Source organism: Longimicrobium sp. (genome assembly GCF_048594345.1).
Classification (GTDB): Bacteria; Gemmatimonadota; Gemmatimonadetes; order Longimicrobiales; family Longimicrobiaceae; genus Longimicrobium.
In genome coordinates, this window is the sequence record NZ_JBMDXM010000173.1 from 42,214 (window position 1) to 66,732 (window position 24,519).

General features: G+C 69.8%; 24 protein-coding genes and 1 pseudogene. 16 read left to right on the plus strand and 9 right to left on the minus strand.

Annotation, left to right across the window (positions count from 1 at the left end):
- Positions 1–152 precede the first annotated feature (152 nt).
- The 3 genes from ACOJUJ_RS19035 to ACOJUJ_RS19045 all read right to left on the minus strand — a co-directional run bounded on the left by ACOJUJ_RS19035 (position 153) and on the right by ACOJUJ_RS19045 (position 2,940).
- A complete protein-coding gene (locus ACOJUJ_RS19035) occupies positions 153–1,424 on the minus strand; it encodes an ABC transporter permease (RefSeq protein ID WP_420128481.1) in 1,272 nt (423 codons plus the stop codon).
- Entirely contained in the window at positions 1,417–2,373 is a 957-nt protein-coding gene (locus tag ACOJUJ_RS19040) for an ABC transporter ATP-binding protein (RefSeq protein ID WP_420128482.1), read from the minus strand. Before ACOJUJ_RS19040 ends, ACOJUJ_RS19035 begins: the two co-directional genes overlap by 8 nt.
- A gap of 114 nt (positions 2,374–2,487) precedes the next feature.
- Positions 2,488–2,940 (minus strand): hypothetical protein, encoded by a 453-nt coding sequence (locus ACOJUJ_RS19045; protein WP_420128483.1) that lies wholly within the window; start codon positions 2,938–2,940, stop codon positions 2,488–2,490.
- Here ACOJUJ_RS19045 and ACOJUJ_RS19050 point away from each other — a divergent pair.
- From ACOJUJ_RS19050 to ACOJUJ_RS19060, 3 genes are all read left to right on the plus strand, one after another.
- Positions 2,921–3,364: a GatB/YqeY domain-containing protein gene (locus ACOJUJ_RS19050; RefSeq protein WP_420128484.1), complete on the plus strand. Its 444-nt coding sequence runs from the start codon at positions 2,921–2,923 to the stop codon at positions 3,362–3,364. The genes ACOJUJ_RS19045 and ACOJUJ_RS19050 overlap by 20 nt on opposite strands.
- A gap of 212 nt (positions 3,365–3,576) precedes the next feature.
- Complete coding sequence (locus ACOJUJ_RS19055) at positions 3,577–4,044, plus strand: hypothetical protein (protein WP_420128485.1); 468 nt, start codon at positions 3,577–3,579, stop codon at positions 4,042–4,044.
- An 11-nt stretch (positions 4,045–4,055) separates the two neighbouring features.
- Positions 4,056–4,295, plus strand: a complete 240-nt coding sequence (locus ACOJUJ_RS19060; RefSeq protein WP_420128486.1) for a hypothetical protein — start codon at positions 4,056–4,058, stop codon at positions 4,293–4,295.
- Positions 4,296–4,374: 79 nt separating this feature from the next.
- On the opposite strand, the gene ACOJUJ_RS19065 is transcribed toward ACOJUJ_RS19060, so the two are convergent.
- Entirely contained in the window at positions 4,375–4,692 is a 318-nt protein-coding gene (locus tag ACOJUJ_RS19065) for a hypothetical protein (protein WP_420128487.1), read from the minus strand.
- 137 nt (positions 4,693–4,829) lie between these two features.
- On the minus strand, positions 4,830–5,513 hold the full coding sequence (locus tag ACOJUJ_RS19070; protein ID WP_420128488.1) for a metal-dependent transcriptional regulator: 684 nt from the start codon (positions 5,511–5,513) through the stop codon (positions 4,830–4,832).
- Positions 5,514–5,888: 375 nt separating this feature from the next.
- Here ACOJUJ_RS19070 and ACOJUJ_RS19075 point away from each other — a divergent pair, with 375 nt between their 5' ends.
- From ACOJUJ_RS19075 to ACOJUJ_RS19115, 9 genes are all read left to right on the plus strand, one after another.
- On the plus strand, positions 5,889–7,541 hold the full coding sequence (locus ACOJUJ_RS19075; protein ID WP_420128489.1) for a GAF domain-containing sensor histidine kinase: 1,653 nt from the start codon (positions 5,889–5,891) through the stop codon (positions 7,539–7,541).
- A gap of 110 nt (positions 7,542–7,651) precedes the next feature.
- Positions 7,652–10,033, plus strand: a complete 2,382-nt coding sequence (locus ACOJUJ_RS19080; protein ID WP_420128490.1) for an endonuclease MutS2 — start codon at positions 7,652–7,654, stop codon at positions 10,031–10,033.
- A 103-nt stretch (positions 10,034–10,136) separates the two neighbouring features.
- Positions 10,137–12,056, plus strand: a complete 1,920-nt coding sequence (gene dnaG, locus ACOJUJ_RS19085) for a DNA primase (RefSeq protein WP_420128491.1) — start codon at positions 10,137–10,139, stop codon at positions 12,054–12,056.
- Between the two features lie 510 nt (positions 12,057–12,566).
- Positions 12,567–13,661 carry an alanine racemase gene (locus tag ACOJUJ_RS19090; RefSeq protein WP_420128492.1) on the plus strand — a complete coding sequence of 365 codons (1,095 nt, stop codon included), beginning with the start codon at positions 12,567–12,569 and terminating at the stop codon, positions 13,659–13,661.
- A gap of 16 nt (positions 13,662–13,677) precedes the next feature.
- The gene (locus ACOJUJ_RS19095; protein WP_420128493.1) at positions 13,678–13,911 is read left to right on the plus strand and encodes a hypothetical protein; all 234 of its coding nucleotides are present in this window, start codon (positions 13,678–13,680) and stop codon (positions 13,909–13,911) included.
- A gap of 122 nt (positions 13,912–14,033) precedes the next feature.
- Positions 14,034–14,585: a thioesterase family protein gene (locus ACOJUJ_RS19100; protein WP_420128494.1), complete on the plus strand. Its 552-nt coding sequence runs from the start codon at positions 14,034–14,036 to the stop codon at positions 14,583–14,585.
- Complete coding sequence (locus ACOJUJ_RS19105; RefSeq protein WP_420128495.1) at positions 14,569–16,374, plus strand: DUF2339 domain-containing protein; 1,806 nt, start codon at positions 14,569–14,571, stop codon at positions 16,372–16,374. Before ACOJUJ_RS19100 ends, ACOJUJ_RS19105 begins: the two co-directional genes overlap by 17 nt.
- Positions 16,371–16,586 (plus strand): hypothetical protein, encoded by a 216-nt coding sequence (locus tag ACOJUJ_RS19110; protein ID WP_420128496.1) that lies wholly within the window; start codon positions 16,371–16,373, stop codon positions 16,584–16,586. The genes ACOJUJ_RS19105 and ACOJUJ_RS19110 overlap by 4 nt, the downstream gene beginning before the upstream one ends.
- 121 nt (positions 16,587–16,707) lie before the next feature.
- On the plus strand, positions 16,708–17,343 hold the full coding sequence (locus ACOJUJ_RS19115; protein WP_420128497.1) for a DUF3800 domain-containing protein: 636 nt from the start codon (positions 16,708–16,710) through the stop codon (positions 17,341–17,343).
- 130 nt (positions 17,344–17,473) lie between these two features.
- On the opposite strand, the gene ACOJUJ_RS19120 is transcribed toward ACOJUJ_RS19115, so the two are convergent.
- From ACOJUJ_RS19120 to dcd, 4 genes are all read right to left on the minus strand, one after another.
- A complete protein-coding gene (locus tag ACOJUJ_RS19120) occupies positions 17,474–18,013 on the minus strand; it encodes a DUF1572 family protein (RefSeq protein WP_420128498.1) in 540 nt (179 codons plus the stop codon).
- A 24-nt stretch (positions 18,014–18,037) separates the two neighbouring features.
- The gene (locus ACOJUJ_RS19125) at positions 18,038–19,726 is read right to left on the minus strand and encodes a glycerol-3-phosphate dehydrogenase/oxidase (protein ID WP_420128499.1); all 1,689 of its coding nucleotides are present in this window, start codon (positions 19,724–19,726) and stop codon (positions 18,038–18,040) included.
- Positions 19,727–19,748: 22 nt separating this feature from the next.
- Complete coding sequence (locus ACOJUJ_RS19130) at positions 19,749–20,372, minus strand: chemotaxis protein CheC (RefSeq protein WP_420128500.1); 624 nt, start codon at positions 20,370–20,372, stop codon at positions 19,749–19,751.
- Between the two features lie 377 nt (positions 20,373–20,749).
- Entirely contained in the window at positions 20,750–21,307 is a 558-nt protein-coding gene (gene dcd, locus ACOJUJ_RS19135; RefSeq protein WP_420128501.1) for a dCTP deaminase, read from the minus strand.
- Between the two features lie 257 nt (positions 21,308–21,564).
- Between dcd and ACOJUJ_RS19140 the strand changes: the two genes are divergently transcribed.
- The 4 genes and pseudogenes from ACOJUJ_RS19140 to ACOJUJ_RS19155 form a co-directional block, all read left to right on the plus strand.
- Positions 21,565–21,921 carry an NADH-quinone oxidoreductase subunit A gene (locus tag ACOJUJ_RS19140; protein WP_420128502.1) on the plus strand — a complete coding sequence of 119 codons (357 nt, stop codon included), beginning with the start codon at positions 21,565–21,567 and terminating at the stop codon, positions 21,919–21,921.
- A 116-nt stretch (positions 21,922–22,037) separates the two neighbouring features.
- Entirely contained in the window at positions 22,038–22,667 is a 630-nt protein-coding gene (locus ACOJUJ_RS19145) for an NADH-quinone oxidoreductase subunit B (RefSeq protein WP_420128504.1), read from the plus strand.
- A 189-nt stretch (positions 22,668–22,856) separates the two neighbouring features.
- Positions 22,857–23,306 (plus strand): annotated as a pseudogene (locus tag ACOJUJ_RS19150) (NADH-quinone oxidoreductase subunit C); the annotation flags it as partial.
- Positions 23,307–23,482: 176 nt separating this feature from the next.
- A partial coding sequence (locus ACOJUJ_RS19155; protein WP_420128503.1) for an NADH-quinone oxidoreductase subunit D occupies positions 23,483–24,519 on the plus strand: 1,037 nt, incomplete at its 3' end.

Genomic DNA, 24,519 nt, shown 5'->3' on the forward strand with positions numbered 1-24,519 from the left:
GCACGAGCAAACTCCGTTGACCCCGTTGACTCCGTGTGAGCCCTATCTGTTGTCGTCGTCCGCCAAACGCGACAGATCCGCGGAAACGCAGCGAGGGGCGCACCGGAATCCCGGCGCGCCCCTCGTGCATCCCCTCAAAAACTATCAGCAGGCTATGCGGCGCGCAGCCAGCGGCCCAGTTCGCGGAGCGTGGGCTTCTTGCCCGTGCTCAGAATGCCGACGCGGTAGATCTTGCCCGCCATCCACACCACGCCCAGCATTCCCAGCACCAGCAGCGCGATGGCCGCCGCGATCTCCCAGGCGGGGACGTCGGTGGCTACGGCGCGCATGGGCATCACCACCGGCGAGGTAAAGGGGATCAGCGACAGCGTGCGGGCCGTGGTCCCCAGCGGGTCCGTCAGCACCGGCATGATGAACATGATGGGCACGAACAGCGGCAGCATAAGCGGAAAGGTGAGCTGCTGCGCCTCCTGCTCGCTGGTGACCGTGGCGCCGGCGGCCGCGTACATCGCCGCGTACAGCACAAAGCCCAGCGTAAAGAACACCAGCACCACCGCCAGCACCGACGGCGGCATCTGTACCGCCTTCATCGCCCCGGCGTTCATCCCGAAGCGGCTGGCCAGCATGTCGGACTGCGAGGTGAGCAGCGCGCCGAACGCCGCCCAGATGCCGATCTGCAGCAGCACCACCGACGCCAGCCCCAGCACCTTGCCCGCCATCAGGTGCATGGGACGCACCGAGCTCACGATCACCTCCACGATCCGGTTGTTCTTTTCCTCCAGCACGCTGCGCATGGCGTTCTGCCCGTACAGCGTGATCATCTGGATGAACAGGATCAGGATCACGTACGCCGTCATCAGCGTGGCCAGCAGGTTGCCGCCTTCGTCGCCGTCGCCGCTGATGCGCGCGGCCTGCACGCGCACCCCGCGCACCAGCTCCGCCACCTGCGCCGCCGTAAGCCCGCGGCCGGCCAGGCGCTCCTGCCGCACCGCCGCCGTCACCGCCGCCTCGATGTCTTCCACCACCTGCAGCTTGGTTACGTCGCGGGCGCGGTAGGCCACCTGGCTGGTCTTCACCACGTCGGGCCCGATCACCAGGTACCCGTCGATCTCCTTGCTCTCCACCCGCGCGTTCAGCGCCGCCCGCTGCGTCTCCAGCGGTCCGGCCACGCGCTCGATGGTGTAGCGGATGGCCTTTTCGTCGTCCTTGGGCGTCTGCAGCGCCGCCGCCACCTTGGCGCCGATGCCGGCGGGCGACTGGTCCACGATCACCAGGGTGCGCTCGCCACCGCCGGTCTTGATCAGCGCCGGCAGCACCATCATGGCGATCAGGAACACCGGGAACAGCACGGTGCCGATGATGAATGACTTGGTGCGCACCCGCTCCAGAAACTCGCGGCGGATGATGATGAGCACGTTACGCATGGGCCACCTCCTGGGTGCGCCGCGGGCGGGCGGCGTCGCCCACCCGGGAGACGAAGATCTCGTGAAGCGACGGCTGCACGTGCTCGAACCGGCTCAGCGGCACGTCCAGCCCGTTGGCCGCCGCCACCAGCTCGCGCGGGTCGGTCGACGCCCGCAGCTCCGTCACCCATCCCTCACGCCCACGCTCCACGTTCTCGAACCCCGGCCACGTCGCCATGAAGTGGTCGGCGGCCTCGCTGGGCTCGTCGAAGGCCACGGCGTAGCGGTTGCCGCGGTGGGCGCGGCGCACCTCGCGAAGGTTGCCGTCCAGTACCTTCTCGCCCCCGGCGATGATGCAGACGTGCTCGCACATCTGCTCGGCCTGCTCCATGTTGTGCGTGCTGAAGATCACCGTGCGGCCCTCGTCGCGGGCCCGCAGGATGGTGTCGCGCAGCACCTCCTGGTTCACCGGGTCAAGCCCGGAATGCGGTTCGTCCAGGATCAGCAGGTCGGGCCGGTGAACCACCGTGGTGATGAACTGCACCTTCTGCTGCATCCCCTTGCTCAGCGTCTCCACCTTGGCGCCGCGCCAGTCGGCCAGCCCCATCCGCTCCAGCCACTGCGCTCCCTCGCGCGCCGCCGTCTTGCGGTCTACGCCCTTGAGCTCGGCAAAGAAGGTGATCACGTCGATCACCGTCATCTTCTTGTACAGCCCGCGCTCTTCGGGAAGGTAGCCCACGCGGTGCAGCACGCCGCGGTCGCGCTCGGGGTCGGCGCCCAGCAGCAAGATGCGTCCAGCGTCGCGGATGATGATGTTCATCACCATGCGCAGGGTGGTGCTCTTGCCAGCCCCGTTGGGGCCCAGGATGCCGTAGATGGTGCCCGTGGGCACCGAAAGGGACAGGTTCTTTACCGCGTGGTGGCTGGCGTAGCTCTTGGAGACGCCGTCCAGCAGGAGTGCGTGGCTCATACGGGTTCCGGGGGGGAAAGGACTGCGGCGGACCGCCGGTTCCGGCAGGCCGCCCTGGCACCGCGCGCCGTGGTACGGGGGGAGCACCCGGCGGGTTTCGACGGTGCTGGAATTTTAGCGATAGGCCGCCGGGGGTGGAAGTGGATGGGTGGCGGACGGCCGCTGCGGCACGCCGGGCGGTCGGTATCGATTGATGGACGGGGATAAAGAGATGTTGGATCGAAAAGAGGGATGTGGATCGATGACGGGATGCGGATCGATGATGGGATGCGGATCGATGATGGGATGCGGATCGATGACGGGATGCGGATCGATGATGGGATGCGGATCGATGATGGGATGCGGATCGATGATGGGATGTGGATCGATGATGGGATGTGGATCGGATGAGGCGCAGAACAGCGGTGAGGTCGGATCGTACCGCGCGGATGGCGAGTGGGGAGCTTCGATGGACGGCGGCGGACATGCGTGTCCGGTTGAGGCGGAGCGCCGGGTGCGGTAGATTGCGGGCTTCGACCTAACCGCCCGATCCAGAACGGACATCACCATGCCGGAACCGTCGCTCATCGAACAGCTTCGCGCCGACCTCACCACCGCGCGCAAGGACCGCGACAAGCTGCGCACCACCACGCTCAGCACCTTTCTGTCCGAGGTCAAGAACAAGGAGATCGACCTGGGCCACGGGCTGGCGGACGAAGACGTGCGCGGCCTGCTGACCACCGCCATCAAGCGCCGCCGCGAGGCCGCCGAGCAGATGCGCGCGGGCAGCCGCGTGGAGCTGGCGGAGAAGGAGGAGCAGGAGGGCGCGCTGCTGCAGGCCTACCTTCCCCCCGCCCTGGGCGAAGACGAGGTGCGGTCGATGATCCGCGACGCCATCTCCGCCGGCGCCAAGGACGTGGGCGGCGTGATGAAGGCCGTGATGCCGGCCACCAAGGGCCGCTTCGACGGCAAGGAGCTCAACCGCCTGGTCCGCGAAGCCCTGGCCGGATGACGACGGAGAGTGCCGCGCATCTTGCGCGTCACTCTGTCTACTTGTAAGCTCCTTTGGAAATCTGACGTAAACCGCCCACTCATCTGTCACCCGCCGTGCCGATGCCGTCCCGTTCTCTGCGCAGATGGCAAATCACCTCCGGGAGAGCACTGAACGAGATGGAAGCGGCACGGCTCGCGGTACGGGGCACCGGTCGCGGGCGCCGGATTGCGATGCAGCAGATGAATCAAGCGTACGTAATCCTCTTGCTGTCGCTATTCCAGCGCTTCTGCCGCGAGTTGCATGAGGAGTGCGTGGAGCATCTGATGCAGCAGCCCGGATTGCGGCCGTACGAAGAGATTCTGAACCTGCGCTTCATCGAGGGCCGAAAGCTGGATTCGGGGAATCCCAATCCGGGCAACATCGGTTCGGATTTCGGTCGGCTGGGCGTGAGGCTCTGGCCGGAGTTGCGGCAACTGGGCTCTCGCAGCAAGGTCCATCACGAGGCACTGGCAACGCTGAATCACTGGCGTAATGCCATTGCACATCAGGATTTCCGAAATCCGGAGCTGCGTGGACGCACCAGCATCCAGCGTACGGAAATGCGGCGTTGGCGAACGGCGTGTAACCAACTCGCGGTAGACATGGACAAGGTCATGCACGCATATTTGTCGCGTATCACGGCGGCGCCGCCCTGGTGAGGGAGACTCGGATGAGTAGCAATCCCAGAAAGAGCCGGCCACAGAAGCTACGGGTGGGTACACGTGTTCGATATCGGCTTCCGGGAAGCTTTCTGGAGGCAGTCGTCATCGAAGACCGTGGATTCATCCGTCGTGGTGAGCAAGTCGTGCGGGTCCGCACGATCAACGAGCCGGATTTTCCCGATGAATTTGACACACCGGTTCGCCTGCTGGACGTCGTAGAGCCTGCAACCGACGAGCTTGCGGCCTGATCCCCCATACAACGAGTGAGGCCGTCCACCGCGAAGGTGGACGGCCTCTCTGTCGTTCACGGTAAGGGCCTGCGGCGCCTCAGCCCAGCATGTCTTCGACGGCGTCGAGGACGGGGCCGCGGGCTTCGTTGGCGCTTTCGTAGGCCTGGATGCGCAGCAGGGTGGAGCGGTCCAGGTCGGCGTCGCGCAGCCAGTCCAGCAGGGTGTCGCGGTCCATGCCGTCGTACCCCAGCACCGGCTCCTGGCCGCCGGGCGCAAACTCGCCCCCCTCGTCGTCATCGCCGCCACCAAAGGGCATGGCGGGGCGCAGCCACCGCTGGCGGCCGGAGTCGCGGAAGGCCGCCACCACCACGCCCACCGCCGCTACGCCAACCAGCAACTTCAGAATCTGCCGCATCGTCTGCTTTCCGGTCTCGGGAAGGTTCCTGACGTCCGCGCGGGGCGGAGCAAAAGCCCGGCCAACGACGAAGGGACAAGGAGAAAGGAGGAGGAGGTGGTCGAGTCCCCCGGTCCCGATCCCTGGATCATCCTTCCTCAGCTTGTCTCTTCCTGCCGCACCCGGATGCGCTGCGCCAGAGAGTGCGAGATCACCGCGGGCGCGCCGTTGATCGACAGCGAGATGGGTCCCTCGAACGGAAACTTCTCCACCACCTCCACCTGCGCGCCGGGCCGCAGGTTGAGCGAGCCCAGGTAGCGAAGCTGCTCCGGCTCCTGCACCTGCACCTCCAGAATGCGCCGCCGCTCGCCCGGTGACAGGTCGCCCAGGGCGGGGTAGGCGCCGCGGTCCACCTCGCCGCTGGCGGTGGGGATGGCGCTGCCGTGCGGGTCGCGCTCCGGCTCGCCCATCAGCCGCGCCAGCCGCTCGATCAGCTCGTCGCTGGCGGCGTGCTCCAGGCGTTCGGCCTCGTCGTGCACGCGGTCCCATTCGTAGCCCAGCTTTTCCACCAGGAACAGCTCCAGCACCCGGTGCCGCCGGATAATGCGCAGCGCCTCCAGCTCGCCCGCGGCGGTAAGGCGCACGCCGTAGTAGGGTTCGTGGCGCAGCAGATCCTGCTCGGCCAGGCGCTTGACCATGGCGGTGACGGCCGCGGCGGTCAGCCCCAGCCGTTCCGCGATGCGCGAGGTGGAGACCGGCGACTCCACCTGCTGCAGCATCCACACGGCCTTGAGGTAGTCCTCTACGACCGGCGTGTACGGGCGTTCGGGTGTGTGTGGCATGCGGCGTAGACTAGGCGATTGCGCCGCCGTGTCAAGGCGGACCGCGTGTCGGGAGGGTGCTGCGGGTGCGGTAAAGGCCAGATGAACCGCGGGATTTGGGCGTGTCCCTCCGCTGCGCGCCGGGGGCTCGGCATCCGGCCCGTTCCCTCGGCGCCCATGCATGCGCGCCGGTGTCTCGGCCCTGCGGGCGCGCATCCCTCACGCGACGACGACAATCCGCATCACACCATCACACCATCACACCCGTTCACCCGTTCACCCGTTCACCCGCCACTCCCACTCCGCCATTTCCCTTGCGCACCGCACCCCGCCGCATCCAACTTGCGGCATCAGTCCAGGTGCCGTTTCTTCCGCACCCGTGCCGGTCCTCCCGCCATGTCCACCGACCCCGCCGACCTGCTGCACCACCCCGCCCGGCTGGCCGCGCTCGGCGCCACCTCCCTTGCCGGCACCCCGCCCGAAGAAGCGTTCGACCGCCTGACCCGCCTGGCCGTGCACCTGCTGTCCGCGCCCATCTCGCTGCTGTCGCTGATCGACGGAGAGCACCAGTGGGTCAAGAGCGTGGCGGGCGCCACCCTGGGCCAGGGACTGCCGCACGCCATTCCGGTGGGCCGGTCCATCTGCGGGCACGTGATCGCCGGCGGCCGGCCGCTCGTCATTCCCGACGTTCAGCACGAACCGCGCGTGGCCGTCGACGCGGCCATGCGGGCGTGGGGGGTGCGCGCGTACGCAGGCGTGCCGCTGGTGACGGCGGACGGCCACGCGGTCGGCGTCCTCTGCGTCGCCGACACGCAGCCGCACGAGTGGCCCAGGGAGTCGCTGGCCGCGCTGCGCGACCTGGCCGCGCTGGCGGTGACGGAAATCGAGTGGCGGCGCTCGCAGGCGGAGCGTGAACGCGCCTCGTCCGCGCTGGCCCAGGCCGAGCAGCTGTTCCGCGGCGTGGTGGAGCAGTCGCTGGTGGGGATCTACGTGATGCAGGACGGCGTCTTCCGCTACATCAACCCGCGTTTCCGCCAGGTCTTCGGCCTGCCGGTGGACTGGCTGGACTCCCCGCACGACCTGCTGGAGCTGGTGGCGCCCGAGGACCGGGACAAGGTACGCGAGAATATCCGCCGCCGCATCGAGGGCGAGGTGGACGAGGTGCAGTACTGCCTGCGCGGCGTGCGGACGGACGGCTCCATCATCCACCTGGAGGTGCACGGCAACCGGACCGTGCTCGACGGCCGCCCCGCCGTGATCGGCGTGGGGATCGACGTCACCGAGCGGGTGCGGGCGGAGCGGGATCGCGAGCAGGCCATCCTGGCGCGCGACCGCTTTTACGCCATGGTCAGCCACGAGCTGCGGACGCCGGTGAGCGCCGTGATGCTGTACAACGACCTCCTCCTGTCCGGCGTCTACGACCCGCTCACCACCGCCCAGCGCGAGGCGGTGGACCGCTCGCAGAGCTCCGCGCGCCACCTGCTGGACCTGATCAACGACCTGCTGGACCTGTCGCGGCTGGAGGCCGGGCGGCTGGAGACGCGGGTGGAGGACGTGGAGACGGCGGAGCTGGTGGAGAGCGTGGTGGACGGGCTGTCGCCGCTGGCGCTGGAGCACGGGTGCCACCTTTCCGTCCACGTGGCCGAGCGCCCGCTCGTGGTCACGGGCGACGCGCGGCGGGTGCGGCAGATCCTGCTCAACCTCCTTTCCAATGCCGTCAAGTTCGGCCACGGGCAGCCGGTGGAGGTGCGGCTTGGGCCCACGGAGGGCGGCGTGCTGGTGGAGGTGTCGGACCACGGCCCCGGCATTCCCCCCGGCGACCTGGACCGCATCTTCGAAGAGTTCGTGCAGCTGGGCGAGCCGGGGGTGGGCACGGGGCTGGGGCTGCCGATCGCGCGGCGGCTGGCGGAGCTGCAGGGGGGCACGCTGGAGGTGGCCTCGCGCCCCGGTGAAGGGAGCACCTTCTGCCTCTTCCTTCCCTCGGGCGCACCGCGAGTGGCGCATTCGGCCGGCTTCCCATCCTTCCTTTCTTCGGCTATTCTTCGGTAGCGGGCGCGTGGCTGGACCGGCGGCGGGGGCCGGGGGTACGGGGCGCGGCGCGGGGAGGTTATCTTTCCCGGTTCCGCGCGAGAGACCCGAGCAGCAGCTGGCCCGACCGGATGAACCCGCACGCACTGAACGTCCTGGAGTATCGCGAGGCGCTGGACCTCGTGGCGCGATTTGCCTCGTCCGGCCTGGGCGCCGACGCGGTGCGCGCGCTGTCGCCCAGCGCCGACCTGGGTTTCATCGAGCCCGAGCTGGCGCGCGTGGAGGAGATGCGATCCTTTCTGCGCGGCGACAGCGGCTGGTCCGTCCCCGCCATCCCCGACATCCGCGAGGGGGTGCGCAAGCTGCGCGTGGAGGGCTCGGTGCTGGACGGCCCACAGCTGCGCGACGTGGGCGTCCTCCTGGCTTCGTCGCGCACCACGCGCCGCGCGGTGGCGCAGAACGCCGGCTCGCTGCCGTACCTGGCGCTGATCTCCGGCGGGCTGGTGGAGCGCGAAAAGGACGAGGCGGAGATCGGCCGCACCCTGGATGACGCCGGGCTGGTGCGCGACGAGGCCAGCCCTGCGCTCTACCGGCTGCGGCGCGAGATCAAGGGCGCGCGCAACCGGCTGGTGGAGCGGCTGGCGTCGTACATGGCCTCGCTTCCCTCGCACTACCAGGTGTCGGACGCGTCGGTCACGGTGCGCGAGGGGCGCTACGTGATCCCCGTGCGCCGCGAAGGGCGGGGCGAGGTGGGCGGCATTGTCCACGACGAGTCGGCGACGGGCGCCACGCTGTTCGTGGAGCCGCCGGCCGCGGTGGAGATGATGAACCGCCTGCGGACCCTGGAGGCCGAAGAGGCGCGCGAGGTCACCCGCATCCTCCGCGAGCTGACGACCCGCCTGCGCCCGCTGCAGCCCGATCTGCTGGCCTCGCTGTCCGCCCTGGTCGCGCTGGACTCGCTGTACGCGCGGGCCCGCTACGCGCTGCGGACGGACGGCCGCGCGCCAAAGATCCTGGAGGCGGGGACGGAGGAGTACGAGGTCGTCCGCGGCTATCATCCCATCCTGCAGGCAAAGTCGGCGGAGGTGGTGCCGTTCGACCTGCGGATGGACCGGGGCGAGCGCACGCTGCTGATCTCCGGCCCCAACACGGGCGGCAAGACGGTGCTGCTCAAGGCGATCGGCCTGATCTCGGTCCTGGCGCAGAGCGGCATCGTCCCGCCGGTCGGCCCGGGGACCAGGCTGCCGGTGTTCCTGGACGTGTTCGCGGACGTGGGCGACGAGCAGAGCATCGAAGCGTCGCTGTCCACCTTCTCCGCGCACCTCAAGAACCTGCGCGAGGTGCTGGACGGCGCCGACTGGCGGTCGCTGGTGCTGACGGACGAGATCGGCAGCGGCACGGACCCGCAGGAGGGCGCCGCGCTCGCCCGCGCCGTGCTGGTGGAGCTGACGCGCCGCTCCTGCTTTACCGTCGCCACCACGCACCTGGGGCAGCTCAAGCTGCTGGCCACGGAAGAGCGGGGGATCATCAACGCGTCGCTGCAGTTCGACGCCGAGCGGCTGCAGCCCACGTACCGGCTGCTCAAGGGGATCCCCGGCCGCTCGTACGGCCTGGCCATCGCGCGGCGGCTGGGGCTGGAGCCGCGGCTGCTGGAAGAGGCGGAAGCCACGCTCCCCGCCGGCGAGCGCGACGTGGCCAAACTGCTGCTGGAGCTCGAGGCCAAGGAGCAGCACTTCGCAGACCAGACGGACCAGCTGGCGCGGCAGCTGGCGAAGACGAGGGAGTTGCGCGAAACGCTGGAGCGCCGCGAGCGGGAACTGAAGGAGCGGGAGAAGGACGCCGAGCGCCGCGCCCGGCAGCAGGCGCGTGACCTCCTGCTGCAGTCCCGCGCCGAGGTGGAGGCCGCCATCCGCGAGGTGCGCGACGCCGCCGACGCCGACAAGCTGGAGGAAGCGGCCCGCGCCGCCCGCCGCCGCGTGGAGGAGGCCGCTACCCGCCAGCGAGAAAAGCAGCCGGCGGAGCGCTCCGCCCGCCCCGAAAAAGGCCGAGGCCGCGCGCCGCTGGCGCTGCAGCCGGGCCTGCGGGTGCGCATCGAGTCGCTGGGGCGCACGGGGACCATCGTGGACATGCGCGACGGCAAGGCGATGGTCGAGGCGGGGGCGATGCGCATGCTCCTGCCTCGCGAGGACCTTACGCCGCTGGCCTCCGGCGACCAGCCGTCGGAGTCGCGGCCGCGCCCGTCGGCCGGCTACGTGAGCACGGGATCGGACGCGCGGCCGGAGGTGGATCTGCGCGGCATGCGCCCGGACGAGGTGGACGTGGTACTGGGGCGCGCGCTGGACAGCGCCATCATGGCCGGGCTGCCGTCGTTCCGCATCATCCACGGCAAGGGCACCGGCGCGTTGCGGGCGCACGTGCGCAAATGGCTGGAGAGCGACCGGCGGATCAGCGTGCAGCGCCCGGGCGAGCTGTTCGAGGGCGGCACCGGCGTGACGGTGGTGGAGTTCGCATGAAGAAGAGTGCGTGAGTGCGGAAGTGCGTGAGTGCGTCAGTTGGCCCACTCGCGTGTCTTTCCACTCCCGCACTCACGCACTAACGCACTAACGCACTTTCCCTTTGCCCATCCCGGACCACCTCGTCGAAGAGATCCGGCAGCGCGCCGACCTCGTAGAGATCCTCTCGGAGCACACGCGCCTCAAGCGCACCGGGAAGACCTGGCGGGGTCCGTGTCCGCTGCACGGTGGCGAGGGGCCCAACTTCTCCGTCGATCCCGCCAAGGGCTTCTACAAGTGCTTCACGTGCGGTGAGGCGGGCACGGTCTACAACTTCATGATGAAGCACCTCGGGATGACCTTTCCCGAGGCGGTGCGCTGGACGGCGGCGCGCGTGGGCGTGGAGGTCCCCGACGAGCGGGACCGGGAGCGCGATCGGGAAGAAGATCCCAACCGCGTCCTTTACGAGGTGAACGGCTTCGCGGCGCAGTGGTTCCGGGAGCAGCTGGCCTCGCCCGCCGGGCAGCGCGCCCGCGACTACCTGGCCCGCCGCGGCATCACGCCGGAAAGCATCGAGCGCTTTGGCCTGGGGTGGGCGCCGGAGGAGTGGGACGCATTCGGCAACGCGGCGCGCAAAGCGGGCTTCCACACGGCGGACCTGCTCACCGTCGGCCTGGTGAAGGAAGCGAAGAAGACGGGGCGCGAGCCGTATGACGCCTTTCGCGGCCGGGTGATCTTTCCCATCGAGGACCTGGGCGGGCGGGTGCTGGCGTTCGGCGGGCGGGTGCTGGAGCAGGTCGAGGAGCACGTCCCCAAGTACCTCAACTCCCCCGAGTCGCCCGTCTACAGCAAGGGGCGCACGCTGTACGGGCTGGGGTGGAGCCGCGGCTCCATCCGCCGCGAAGAGGTGGCGCTCGTCGTCGAGGGCTACATGGACTACGTGTCGCTGGCGGCGCACGGCGTCACCCACGCCATCGCGCCGCTGGGGACGGCGATGACCGAGGAGCAGGCGGCGCTCATCGCCAACTACGCCCCGCGCGCCATCCTGCTGTACGACAGCGACAAGGCCGGCCTCAAGGCCACCTTCCGCAACGGCGACCAGCTGCTGCGCGCCGGTGTGGAGGTGCTGGTGGCCACGCTGCCGGAGGGCGAGGACCCCGACTCGCTGGTGCGCGCCCAGGGCGCCGACGCGTTGCGGCGGTACCTCAGCGACTCGCTGGACATCATGGATCGCAAGATCCAGCTGCTGGACCGCAAGGGCCTCTTCACCAGCATCAAGGGGACGCGCCGCGCCATCGACGTCCTTCTCCCCACCGTCCGCGCGGCGCGCGACGCGGTGGTGCGCGGGCTGTACCTCAAGCGCATCAGCGACCGCACCTCCGTCCCCGTGGAGACGCTGGAGGCCGAGGCCAACGCCGTCACCGAGCAGCCGCGCACCTTTGCGCAGGTGCACGACCAGCGGCGCCGCGAGCGCGAGGCGGGACGCGGCCCGCGCTTTCAGGCCGACCTGTCGCGCTACGAGTCGCGGCCGGAGGAGCGCGAGCAGCGCTCCAGCCCGCAAAAGCGCCTGCGGATGGGCGCCGAGCGCGACCTGCTGATGATGATGTTCCACTCCGAGCGCTGGGTGGAGGAGTGCGCCAAATTCGTGGGCCCCGACGAGTTCGAGGACCCCGACTACCGGCGCCTCTTTCGCGTGCTCATCGAGACGGAGGGGCAGCGCGACCCCGAGGGCCTGTGGCTGCTGAACTTTCCCGAGGACCTGGCCGGCGACGTCGAGGCCATCCGCCAGCGTGTGGAGCACCACGACTGGAGCGGCGAGCAGCGCTTTTTCGCCGAGAACATGGACAAGATCCTGGCGCGCCCGGCGGAGAAAGAGGGGCGTGACATCAAGCACGACGCCCCCACCGACGACACCGTCGACCAGGACATCCTGGAGCGCATGCGCGACCAGCTGGCGTTCCGCCGCGAGAACAAGCACCTCAAGATCAAGCACGGCATCCTGGACCCCAACGATCCCATCCTGCGCGGCGAGCGGCGGTACTGACGTTTCGCGGTGGTGGGGAAGGGGATGAACGGAAGCCGCGGGGTTTGGGCGTGCCCCTCCGCTGCGCTCCGGGTCGGGCTGCGCGCGCCGTAGGCAACGATACAACTGTTGCCAACGGCGCCGAGCCCCCGGCGCGCACCAGCCTCGCCGCGTTTCCTCCCCTCCCGTGCATGCGCGCCGGTGTCTCGGCCCTGCGGGCGCGCATCCCTCACGCGACGACGGATCGTATTCGTCGAGCCCGGGTCCCCGCGGCCACACCAACCTCCCCCAGGGGTTTTTGGGGGAGGTGGGCGGGTGGTGCCCGCCCGGAGGGGGCGCCGCGGGTCGCGCTGAACCATCCTCCACACACCAGGCTTGGCGTGTCGTTTATCCCCCCTCCCGCGCTGTTTGCGGGAGGGGGTGGCGCGCTCTCAGGCGCCGCCGGGGGAGGGCCCCGGAGGCCCCCCGTCGCGCATCCCGCCCTCCCGTCGTACCTTCCGGAATCCATCCCGCACCCGGATTCCGACGCAGATGCAGACGCCCCACACCATCCACGACCTCGACACCCCCGTCCCCCTGGTGGACGTGGAGCGCATGCACGGCAACCTGCGGCGCGTGTCCGAGTACTGCCGCGCGCACGGGCTGGCGTGGCGGCCGCACGCCAAGACGCACAAGAGCCCCGCGCTGGCGGCCGAGCAGATGCGCGCCGGCGCCGTGGGCATCACCGTCGCCACGCCGCGCGAGGCGGAGGTGATGGCGCAGGCCGTGGACGACCTGCTGCTCGCCTATCCGCCCATCGGCCAGGCCAGGCTGCGGCGGCTGATGGCGCTGCCGCGGCGCGTGCGCCTCACCGTGGGACTGGACTCGGCGGAGGCGTTGGGCGGGCTGGCGGCGGCGGCGCGGGAGGCCGGGCGCCGCGTGGGCGTGCTGGTGGAGGTAGACGCGGGGATGGGGCGTGTGGGCGTGCAGACCGCCGCCGACGCGGTGGCGCTCGCTCGCGCGGCGGCGGATGAGGAGGGGATCGACTATCGCGGCGTGATGTTCTATCCCGGCCACGTCCGCGACCGGGTGGAGCGGCAGGAGGACGCCATCCGCGCGCTGTCGGAGCGGATCGGCGTCGTGCTGGAGGCGCTGGCAGAGGCGGGGCTGAAGCCGGAGGTGGTAAGCGGCGGATCGACCCCCACCTTCTGGCGCTCGCACGAGATCGCGGGGCTGACGGAGGTGCGGCCGGGCACCAGCATCTTCAACGACCGCACCACCGCCGAGATCGGTGCCTGCGGGTGGGACGAGAACGCGTACTCCGTCCTGGCCACCGTCGTGTCCGTCGCCGTGCCGGGGCAGGCGGTGGTGGACGCGGGCTCCAAGGCGCTCTCCAAGGAGGAGATCCGCGCCGACACCGTGGGTTACGGCGCGCTGCTGGACCGCCCGGAAATCGTGGTGAAATCCGTTTCCGAGGAGCACGGCTTGCTCGACCTTTCCCGCACCGGCTGGCGTCCGAAGATCGGCGAGCGGGTACGCATCGTCCCCAACCACGTCTGCGTCTCCGTCAACCTGCACGAGCGCCTGTACGGCGTGCGCGGCGACGATATCGTCGAGGTGTGGGACGTGGAGGCGCGGGGCCGCTGAACACCGGGAGGAACCGATGAGCCGTTCGCGGCGCAGGACGCCGATCTGCGGCATCACCACCGCGAAGTCGGAAAAGAAGGACAAGCGCATCGCCAACCGCACGCTTCGCCGCCGCGTGCGCGCCACCCTGCACGGTGATCCCCACGCGCCTCTTCCCCTGCCGCGCGAGGTGAGCGATCCGTGGCTGATGGACAAGGACGGCAAGATGCCGATCGATCCTGCCCGGCATCCGAAGATCATGCGGAAGTAGCGCCGCACGGGCCGGGTCGATGACGAGAAACCGCCCTCCCATCGGCTGCGCCGCCTGCCTTATCCCGGGTCGGCGGGCTATATTCCGGTGGCATCATCCGTGTCCATCTCGCCGTCGCCCGCATGAACCTCCTCTTCCGGCTGCTGCTCGTCATCCTGCGCGCGTGGCGTGCGCCGCGGCTGGGGCCGCTGGATGAATCCGTCATCCACGCCCGCGTCCTTCCCACCGACCTGGACCTGAACCTTCACCTGAACAACGGCCGCGCCCTGACGCTGATGGACCTGGGGCGCGTGGACCTGATATTCCGGATGGGGGTGGTCGGCGAGCTGCGGCGGCGCAGGTGGAACCCGGTCATCGCCTCGCTGACGATCCGCTTCCGCCGCTCGCTGGGCCTGGGTCAGCGGTTCGCCATCCACACCCGGACGCTGTGCTGGGACGCCCGGTGGTTCTACATGGAGCAGCGCTTCGTCCGCGGCGGCGACGAGATCGCGCGGGCGGTCGTAAAGGCGGCGTTCATCGGACCCGAGGGGCGGGTGCTGCCGCAGCAGCTGGTGGATGCATCGCCGTGGCGGCTGGAATCGCCCCCGATGCCGGAGGGGGTGCGCATGTGGGTGGAGGCGGAGGAGGCGATCCGGTCCGACACACCAGGCAGAACGTATGAGCCGATTGGATGACGCCTCGCTGAACGAACGCCTGGAGCGCCTGGAGCGGCTGGTCGAGGAGCTGAGCCGCCGCCTTCCGCCCCTCCCGGCGGATGCGGACACGGCCGCGCATCGTCCCGCCGCCGCTGCGCCCGTTGCCGCCGCACCGGCGCCGCTCGTCACCGCGGCGGAGCCGGAGCGGGGACGCATCCGCCCGTCGGTGGCGGACCGCGCGCGGGAGTGGCTGCCGGACGACGGCGCCAGCCCGTTCGCATGGGACGGGCAGACGTGGCTCAACCGGCTGGGCATCATCATGTTGCTGCTGGGGGTGGCGCTGCTCTTCCGCTACTCCATCGACATGGGATGGCTCACGCCCGGGGTGCGCGTGGGCTTTGGGGCGGCGGTGGGTGCCGTGCTCACCGCGCTGGGGCTGCGGATGGACGAGCGGCGGCGCTTTGGCTCCGTGCTGCTGGGCGGCGGCATCGCGACCTTCTACCTGACCGGCTGGGCCGCGTTCAACCTGTACGCGCTGATCGGCTACGCCGCCGCGTTCGCGGGGATGGTGGCGATTACGACGGGCGCGTTCGTCCTGGCGCTATGGCGCAGCCAGCCGGCGCTGGCCATCGTGGGCGCGTTCGGCGGGCTGGGGACGCCACTGATTTTGGGGATCTCGTACGCGTCGCCGCGCGGGCTGGCGCTGTACACCTCCGCCGTGCTGGCGTGGACCGTGGTGCCGTACCTGCGCCGCGGCTGGCGCTCCGTGCTGTGGACCTCGATGGCGTTCGGCTGGGTGCTCCTGGCCTCGTACGCCAACGCCTTCTCCGCCGCGCTTGCCGCTTCGGGCAACGCGCGGGGATGGATGCAGGGCGCGGCGCTGTTCGCGTGGGTGGTGCTGGGCGTGCTGCCGCTGGCTCGCCGCGTGGCCTTCGTTGCCGCCGCCCGCCGCGCTTCGGTGGACGGGCAGACGCACGAGCGCCGCTGGCGGGACTGGGATGCGCTGCACTGGTACGGCGTGTCCCTGGCTCCGCCCGCGATGTTCACGGCAACGACGGCGCTGGTGTGGCGGATGGAGCCGGACGCGTGGGGCGCGTTGACCGCCGGCGCCGCCGCCGTCTATGCGCTGGCCGCGGCGGCGTTGTGGCGGGTGGACGCGCGGCTATCGCGCGTGCTCCTGTTCGCTGCGGCCGTGCTGCTGCCGGCCGGCTGCTTCGGCGCGCTGAACGGGGAGGCGCTGCTGGTGGCGCTCGCGGCGCAGGCGCTGGCCCTGCACCTGCTGGCCGCGTACGGCGCCGGCGCGGCGATCCGCTGGCTGGCGCACCGGGGCTTTACCCTGGTCGCCGCCTGGGTGCTGTTCCGCCTGGTGCAGAACGCCGACGTGAGCGCGCGCCGCGTGGCCGCGGACCTGGCGGCGATCGCGGCCGGGTTCGCCATCTCGTTCGTGGTCCGCACGCGCCCGGCGATGCTGTCGTACCGCATCTGGGCGCACGTGGCGGTGCTGGGGTGGGTGTGGCGGCAGCTGGCGCAGTTGGAGGGGGGGCAGGGGTACGCCACCATCGTCTGGGGCGCGTACGCGCTGGGGCTGCTGCTGCTGGCGATGCGGCAGCGGTGGCCCACGGCCGAGAGGGTGGCCATCTGGACCCTGCTGGCCACCGTCGCCAAGCTGTTTCTGGTAGACCTGGAGCGGCTGGATCCGCTCTTTCGCGTGCTGCTTTTCCTGGGATTCGGAGCCGTGTTCCTGTACTTCAGCTACTCGCTTTCCGGCGCGCTGAAGCCGCGGGCGGAGCCCGATCCCGCGCCCCGGCCCGCGGGGCGTGACGCATGAGACAGCCGTACGCCCCACCCGCCGGCCTGTGCGAATCGTGCGCCAACGTCCGCATCGTGGACACGCGCCGCGGCTCGCGCTTCTTTCTCTGCCAGCTTTCCGACGTCGATCCCCGCTTTCCCAGGTATCCCCGCACCCCCGTGCTGCGGTGCCTGGGCTACGTCGCCACCGCCACCCCGGACGTCGTCGCGGAGCCGAGCGAAGCAGAATGACAGCCTGATCCCCGCCCGGAGGCGCTTGCCCGAAGTGAACGGAGTGAGTATGTATGGTCGGCATCAAACCGGACCCTGCGCGACTTCACGGGCAAGGCTTTCTGGGGATGGGGAGGCTTGGGTGGCGGTCTATCTCTTTTTCGACGAATCGGGGAACCTGGACTTCTCCGAGAACGGCTCCCGCTGGTTCTGCTTCGGCTCGCTCACGCTGCGCGATCCTGGGCCGCTGACGGCGGCGTTCGCCCGGTTGCGGTACGCGTTCCTGGAGCAGGGGCTGGAGCTGGAGTGCTTTCACGCCGCGGAGGACCGGCAGGCGGTGCGGAACCAGGTGTTCTCCACCCTGGCCGCCGTGGGCGGATTCGAGGTCGACGTGCTGGTGGTGGAGAAGTGCCTGACGCCAGCCGAGTTGCGCGATCCGTTCGAGTTCTACCGGCACCTGGCGCACGTGCTGATGGACAGCGTGCTGGACCGCTTCCGCGACGTGGACGAGCCCATCGTCATCATCACCGACAGCCTGCCGGTGCAGCGGGAGCGCAAGGCGCTGGAAAAGGCGTTCCGGACGGCGCTTCGGGAGTCGCTGAAGGGGCGGCCGTTCTCCATCGTCCACCACAACTCCGCCACGCACGCGGGGCTGCAGGCGGTGGACTACTGCACGTGGGCGGTGCAGCGCAGGCTTCGCGGGGATGAGCGGCCGTACGAGCTGATCCGGTGCTGGATCCGGAGCGAGTGGGAGGCGTTCCGAGAGGTACATACATAAAAAGCGACCTCCCCAGCTACCCTTGCAAGAAGGGAGAGCCCCATGGGCTCTTGTCACCGGGGAGGTACCTTTACGCTTTTCCTGCTGACCGGCATTATACCGAACATCCCGCCCCCACGCAAGCCCCTCCTCAGCGCCCGTGCTTCTCGGCCATCCCGGCGTTGAGCTGCCGCGACTGCCGGCGCGGGATGCTGAGCGTGCGCCACTCCGGCCCGGCGAAGTGCTTGGCCAGCAGCACGATCTGCCCCACGTGGTAGCTGGCGTGCGCCACACCGCGGTCGATGGCGCGGATCACCGTCTGCGGCTCGCCGCGAATCCGGACCGTGCGCGCAAGGTCGTCCGGCTTCAGCGCCTCCAGCGTGCCCAGGAATGTCGCCCAGCCGCGCTCCCACGCCTCCATCACCACCGCCCGCGCGTCGTCTCCGCCCAGCTCGAACTCCGCGTCGCGGTCACGGTCGGGCTTTTCGCCGTCGGTGGTCAGAAAGTCGGTCCACCGCGAGCGCAGGTTCCCCGCCATGTGCTTTACGATCAGCGCGATGCTGTTCTCCTCGCCGCCCAGCGTTGTGGCGAACTGCGCATCCTCCACCTGCGCCATCGCTTCGTCCGCCAGCTTCTTGTAGGTGGCGGCGGTGGCGCGCATGTCCTCCAGGTACGTGGCGGCGAAATCCACGGGATCCCTCCTGTCTGAATCCGCTTACGTGCCGAAACCGCGGTTTTCCTCCACGGCCGCGCGGTATGCGTCCACCTGCGCGGCGATCTCGGTATCGCTCCAGCCGATGCCGGGGTCGGAGGCCATCAGGCGGGCCGCCTGTTCGGCGACGGCCAGACCTCCGTCCGTGGCTTCGTAGAACAGGTGCAGGCGGCGCGTCATCACGTCGTCCAGCGTCATCGCCATCTCGGCGCGGACGGCGTGGGCGACCTCGGCCCAGATGTAAGGGTGGCCCGCCATCAGCCGCCCGGCCAGCGCCGCGTCCGCGCGCACGGCGGCCAGCACCGAAGCCGCGTCCTCGCCGTAGGCCCGGGCCAGGTGCTCGCCCGTGTCGGCGCCAAGGCCGGCGGCTGCGGCGTCGCGGACCACGCGGCCGCGGAACGCCTCCCACGGCTCACGCGGGTCGCCGGGGAGGGGAAGGTCGGCGGTGGGGCTGTGGCCGCTCTGCACCCCGTGCTCGTCCTTGAGCGCGCGCGCGGCCACGTCCACCACCTGCCCGGCCATCACCCGGTACGTCGTCAGCTTGCCGCCAGCGATGTTCAGCAGGCCCCCGCGGTCGCGCCAGATCTCGTGCTCGCGGCTGGTGGCGCTGGCGGCCAGCCCGCCTTCCGGCCGGTTGGGCGCCAGCAGCGGGCGGATCCCCGCCCAGGTGCTGACCACGTCGTCGCCCGTCAGCTTGGCGTCGGGGAAGATGGAATTGGCGGAGTCCAGCAGGTAGCGCACGTCGGCGGCGTCCGCGCGCACCTCGGCGGGGGAGCCGGCGTAGTCGGTGTCCGTGGTCCCCACGTAGGAGAAGTCGCCCCAGGGAAGGACGAACATCACTCGTCCGTCCACCGGCGACTGGAAGGTGATGGCGTGGCGGTTCCCCAGCCGGTCGCGGCGGACGAGGATGTGCACCCCCTTGGTGGGCCGCAGGCGGGGCTTGATTCCCGGGTCCGCCAGCCGGCGCACCGCGTCGCTCCACGGGCCGGTCGCGTTCAGCACCACGCGGGCGCGCACCTCCACCGTCTCCGCGCCGTCGATCAGGCAGTCGCGCACCCGGGCTCCCGCCAGCCCCTTGCCGTCCTTCAGAAACCCGACCACCTCCGCGTACGGCACCACCGCCGCGCCCGCCTCGTGCGCGCCGCGGGCGTTGGCCAGCGTAAGGCGGGCGTCATCCACCGAGGCATCGTAGTACACCGCCGCGCCGACCAGGCCGTCCGTGCGCAGGTGCGGCTCTTCCGTGCGCGCCCCGTCGCGGGAGAGCATGCGGTGGCGCGCGATGTTGCGGAACAGGGAAAGGCCGTCGTACAGCCACATTCCCGCCTGCAGCTTGCGAAAGCCGACGGGGCCCTTGCGAAAGACGGGGAACAGGAAGGGGAGGGGATGCACCAGGTGCGAGGCCAGCGCCAGCAGCCGGCGCCGCTCGGCGCTGGCTTCGAAGACCAGCTTGAGGTTGCCGGTTTCCAGGTAGCGCAGCCCGCCGTGGATCAGGCGCGAGGAGCGGCTGCTGGTGCCGCGGGCCAGGTCGCCGGAGTCAACCAGCGCCACCCGCAGCCCGCGCCCCGCGGCGTCGCGCGCCGCCGCCGCGCCGGTAATGCCGCCGCCGATCACGAGCAGGTCCCACGTCTCTCCGCCCAGCGCGCGCAGGTGCTCGTGGCGCGCCGCCGCGGAGAACGCGGGAAAGTCGGTCATCGATGGAGGATTCCGGAGGACGTCAGGCGGCGGCCGCGCCGCCGGGGCGCTGGACGTTCTTGAAGCCCAGCGCCGTGAGCAGCGAGGCGAACGACACGTCGCTGTGGCTCAGCACGAACACACCCTCGAAGGTGGTGGCCAGAAAGGTGAAGTCCGTCTCGATCACCAGTCCGTGCGCCGTGGGGTCGTCCAGCTCCTCGCGCGGGCCCACGTGCATCTCGGGCGTGCCGATCATCACGCCCTTGTGCAGAAAGGTGCCCAGCACGCCCACGTACGCCGCGCAGACGATGTTGCCCATCTCCATCAGCGCGGAGCGCTCGAAGGCGCCCACCTCCTGGTGCTGGGAGGGGTCGCGGCGCAGCATGAGCGCCACCATCCGCAGCGCCGTTTCCGTGGCCAGGATGAGCGACGCACGCTCGCCCCCCTCCTCGCTCACGCCGGTGATGGGGACGGTGATCAGCACCAGGTCGCCCGAGCCGGGAAGTGCCGGCGGCGCGTGGGGGTCGGCCCACTGGATGCGCGGCACCGAGATCATCACGGTCAGCCCGGTAAGGGCCGACAGGTTGGTGGCCGCGTGGCCGGCGCCGATGTTCACCACCTCGCGGATGGCATCCATCTGCTCGGGGGTGACGGGGCTCTGGGTCATGGGGTCGTGCGGGTGTATGTGCGGCGCAGCGCGGGCTGCGGCTGTTCTCGACGGACGGGCTCTGGCGACTGCAACGGCATCAACTGCATGATTCGGGCGACGGCGAGGTGCCCCTCCCCCGGCCCCTCCTCGTTCGTTCCTCACGGAGGGGGGAGAAGCCGATCCGCTTCGACGCCCTGTGGCGGCTCACCATCCCGCACCAGGCCCGTTCGAAGCGTCGGGATCACGGCGGACACTCAACCTCCCCCAGCAGTTTTGGGGGAGGTGGGCGAGTGGCGCGAGCGCGGAGGGGGCGCCCCGCGGGTCGAGCCGAGCTGTCCGCGACCCCGCCGATCGGCCACTCCCGCACTCACGCACTTCCGCACTCACGCGCCCAGTTACAGGCGCGGCGTGGTGACCCCGGTCTGGCCCTGGTACTTGCCCTTGCGGTCGGCGTAGCTCACCTCGGGGCCTTCGGGATCGCCCTCGAAGAACAGCACCTGCGCGATTCCCTCGTTGGCGTAGATCCGGGCGGGGAGCGGCGTGGTGTTGCTGATCTCCAGCGTCACGTACCCCTCCCACTCCGGCTCGAAGGGAGTGACGTTGGTGATGATGCCGCACCGCGCGTACGTCGACTTGCCCACGCAGAGCGTGATCACGTTGCGCGGGATGCGGAAGTACTCCACCGACCGCGCCAGGGCAAAGCTGTTGGGCGGCACGATGCAGACGTCGCCCTCGAAGGGGACGAAGCTCCGGTCGCTGAACGCCTTGGGGTCGACGATGGCGTTGTTGACGTTGGTGAAGATCTTGAACTCGCTGGCCACACGCATGTCGTAGCCGTAGCTGCTCACGCCGTAGCTGATGGTGCCCTGGCGCACCTGTGCGTCCTCGAACGGCTCGATCATCCCGTGGTCGCGGGCCATGCGGCGGATCCACCGGTCGGAACGAATGCTCATGGCGCGGAACGGAGCTTGAAGGGGCGCGGAGGGCTTCGGCGCGCGGGCCCCGAACGCGCCCGGTAAACGGGTGTACAGGCCTGCGCCGATCGCTTGGACAGGAGCGCCAAGCTACCCCCGCGCGCGGGGGGCGGCAAGGGGCCGCCAACGCGGCGCCGTGTCTGCTTGACCGGGGTTTCGCGGGGCAGTATCTTGGCCCGGCTCCGAGCAAGTGAACGTTTTCACAAACTACCGTCAGATCAGGGCCCAGGACGCGCATGCTCCGCCCCTACATCCCGGTGATGATCCTCCTGGGGATCTCGGTGGCCCAGGCCATCGGCATGGTGGTGCTTTCCCAGGTGCTCAGCCCGGGACGCGCCACCAAGAACAAGAGCGCCCCGTACGAGTCGGGAATGACGCCGCTGGGAAGCACCCGCGAGCGCTTCTCGGTCAAGTTCTACGTGGTGGCCATCCTCTTCATCGTCTTCGACGTGGAGACGGTGTTCCTGCTGCCGTGGGCCGTGCACGCGCGCACGCTGGGATGGGGCGGGTTCGCCGTGGTGGGGATCTTCGTCTTCATCCTCACCGTGGGCCTGATCTACGAGTGGAAGAAAGGAGCCCTCGAATGGGACTGAACGAGCGCCCGTCGAGCAACGAGCCGTCCGAAGGCCAGCCGCGCAACGCGGAGGGCCTGGCGGTGCACCAGGGACTGCCCGGCGCCACGCAGCCGGCCACCCTGCAGAACAGCAACATCTTCGACGGCCAGCCGGGGTTCCTTACCACCCGCCTGGACGCCGTCGTCAACTGGGCGCGCACCAACTCGCTGTGGCCCATGCCGTTTGGCACGGCGTGCTGCGCCATCGAGATGATGGCCACCGCCGCCACGCGCTACGACCTGGCGCGCTTCGGCATGGAGCGCATGAGCTTCAGCCCGCGGCAGGCCGACCTGCTGATCTGCGCGGGGCGGGTGAGCTACAAGATGGCGCCGGTGCTCAAGAAGATCTGGGAGCAGATGCCGTCGCCCAAGTGGAGCATCAGCATGGGCGCCTGCGCGTCCAGCGGCGGCGTGTTCGACGTGTACAGCATGGTGCAGGGGATCGACACCATCATCCCCGTCGACGTCTACGTGCCCGGATGCCCGCCGCGCCCCGAGGGGCTGATGTACGGCATCCTGATGATCCAGGAAAAGATCCGCCGCAGCGCCGCCACGTCCGAGGACGAGTGGAACGCGGTGGACCAGCTTCCCGAGACGGGGAGCTACCTGCCGCAGGAGGTGGTGGACCGCATCACCCTTCCGTTCGGCAACAGCACCAACCAGAACCGCGCCAGCGGGCTGGTGAGCACGGGGGCCGTCGTCCGCGTCTCGGACCGCAGCCCGTGAAGAAGACGTACCGAGTGCCTGGTGCCAGGTGCCGGATCCTCTGGCACTGGGAACCAGGTACTTGGAACTCGGCACTTCTGTGCACCTGACATGAGCAACGACGGCTTCAAGAAGGGACTCGACTCCCTGGACCAGGGCCCGGCCCCCAGCGACGCGCCGGACGACGGCGCGCCGCCGCGGGCGGGCGAGCTGCCGCCGCACCCCAGCGTGGACGCCCTGCGCGCGGAGTTTGGCGAGGGCGTGCTGCGGCACGAGCTGGTGGCGGGCGACGAGCACATCGTCTACATCCCGCCGCGGCGCGCCGTGGAGATCCTGGGCTGGCTGCGCGACCAGCAGGAGTACGACTTCCTGCAGGACCTGACCGCCGTCGACTACGGCGGCGGGCGGATGATCCAGGTGGTCTACCAGCTGTGGTCCATCCCGCGCAAGCTGAACCTGCGCGTAAAGTGCGAGCTGCCGCTGGATGCGCTGGAAATCGACACCGTCTACTTTCTCTGGCGCGCCGCCGACTGGCTGGAGCGCGAGGTCTACGACATGTTCGGCGTGGTGTTCCGGGGACACCCGGACCTGCGCCGCATCCTGATGCCGTACAACTACGCCGAGGGGCACCCGCTGCGGAAGGACTTTCCCCTGCGCGGGCGCTTCAGCCGCGCGGAGCAGACGCGGCGCTCGCTTTCGATGAAGACCGAGGACCACTACTCGCCGCAGGAGCTGGAGATCGCCCACATGCTGGGGCAGGGGCTGCCGGAGGTGTTCAACCCCGGTGAAGGCGGCGACCAGCAGGGACAGTTTGGCGGCATGGGAGGAGCGGGCTGATGGCACTGCGCCGTGTGGTATACAACGTCACCCGCACCCCCGAGCTGAGCTCCGGGGGCGCGCTGGTGCACGCCCCCATCATCCCCGTGCAGGGCGAAGCCCGCGAGGTGCACGAGGACATCGCGGGCGAGCACATGCTCATCAACATCGGCCCGCAGCACCCGGCCACGCACGGGGTGCTGCGCCTGGTGCTGGAGCTGGACGGCGAAACCGTCATCCGCTGCATCCCGCACATCGGCTACCTGCACTCCAGCTTTGAAAAGCTGGGCGAGTACCGGGACTGGAACCAGATCGTCCCGCTTACCGACCGCATGGACTACCTGGCGCCGCTGATCTACAACTGCGCCTACGCGATGGCCGTCGAAAAGATGATGGGCATCGAGGTGACCGAGCGGTGCAAGGTGGTGCGGGTGATGTGCATGGAGCTGGACCGCATCTTCAGCCACCTGCTGTGGCTGGGGACCACGGGGATCGACCTGGGCGCGTTCACGGTCTTCCTGTACACGTTCCAGCAGCGCGAAAAGATCTACGACCTGCACGAAAAGCTCACCGGCGCGCGCATCACCACCAGCTCCACCCGCATCGGGGGGATGATGGCGGACCTGCCGGCCGGGTGGGTGGACGACCTGAGCCAGTTCCTGACCGGGTTCCTTCCCGTGCTGGACGAGGTCGACACGCTGCTGACCAACAACGCCATCTGGATCGGGCGCACGCAGGACGTGGGCGGCATCAGCGGCGCCGACGCGGTGAACTGGGGGCTCAGCGGCCCCAACCTGCGCGCCTCGGGCGTGAGCTACGACGTGCGCAAGGACCGGCCGTACTACGACTACGAGACGTACGACTTCGACGTGCCGGTGGGCGAGCACGGCGACATCTACGACCGCTACCTGTGCCGCATGGAAGAGATGCGGCAGAGCGTGCGCATCCTGCGCCAGGCCATCGACCGCCTGCCGGGCGGCCCCATCAACGTCGACGACCCCCGCGTCATCCTGCCGCCCAAGACGGCCGCGATGAACGACATGGAGTCGATGATCCA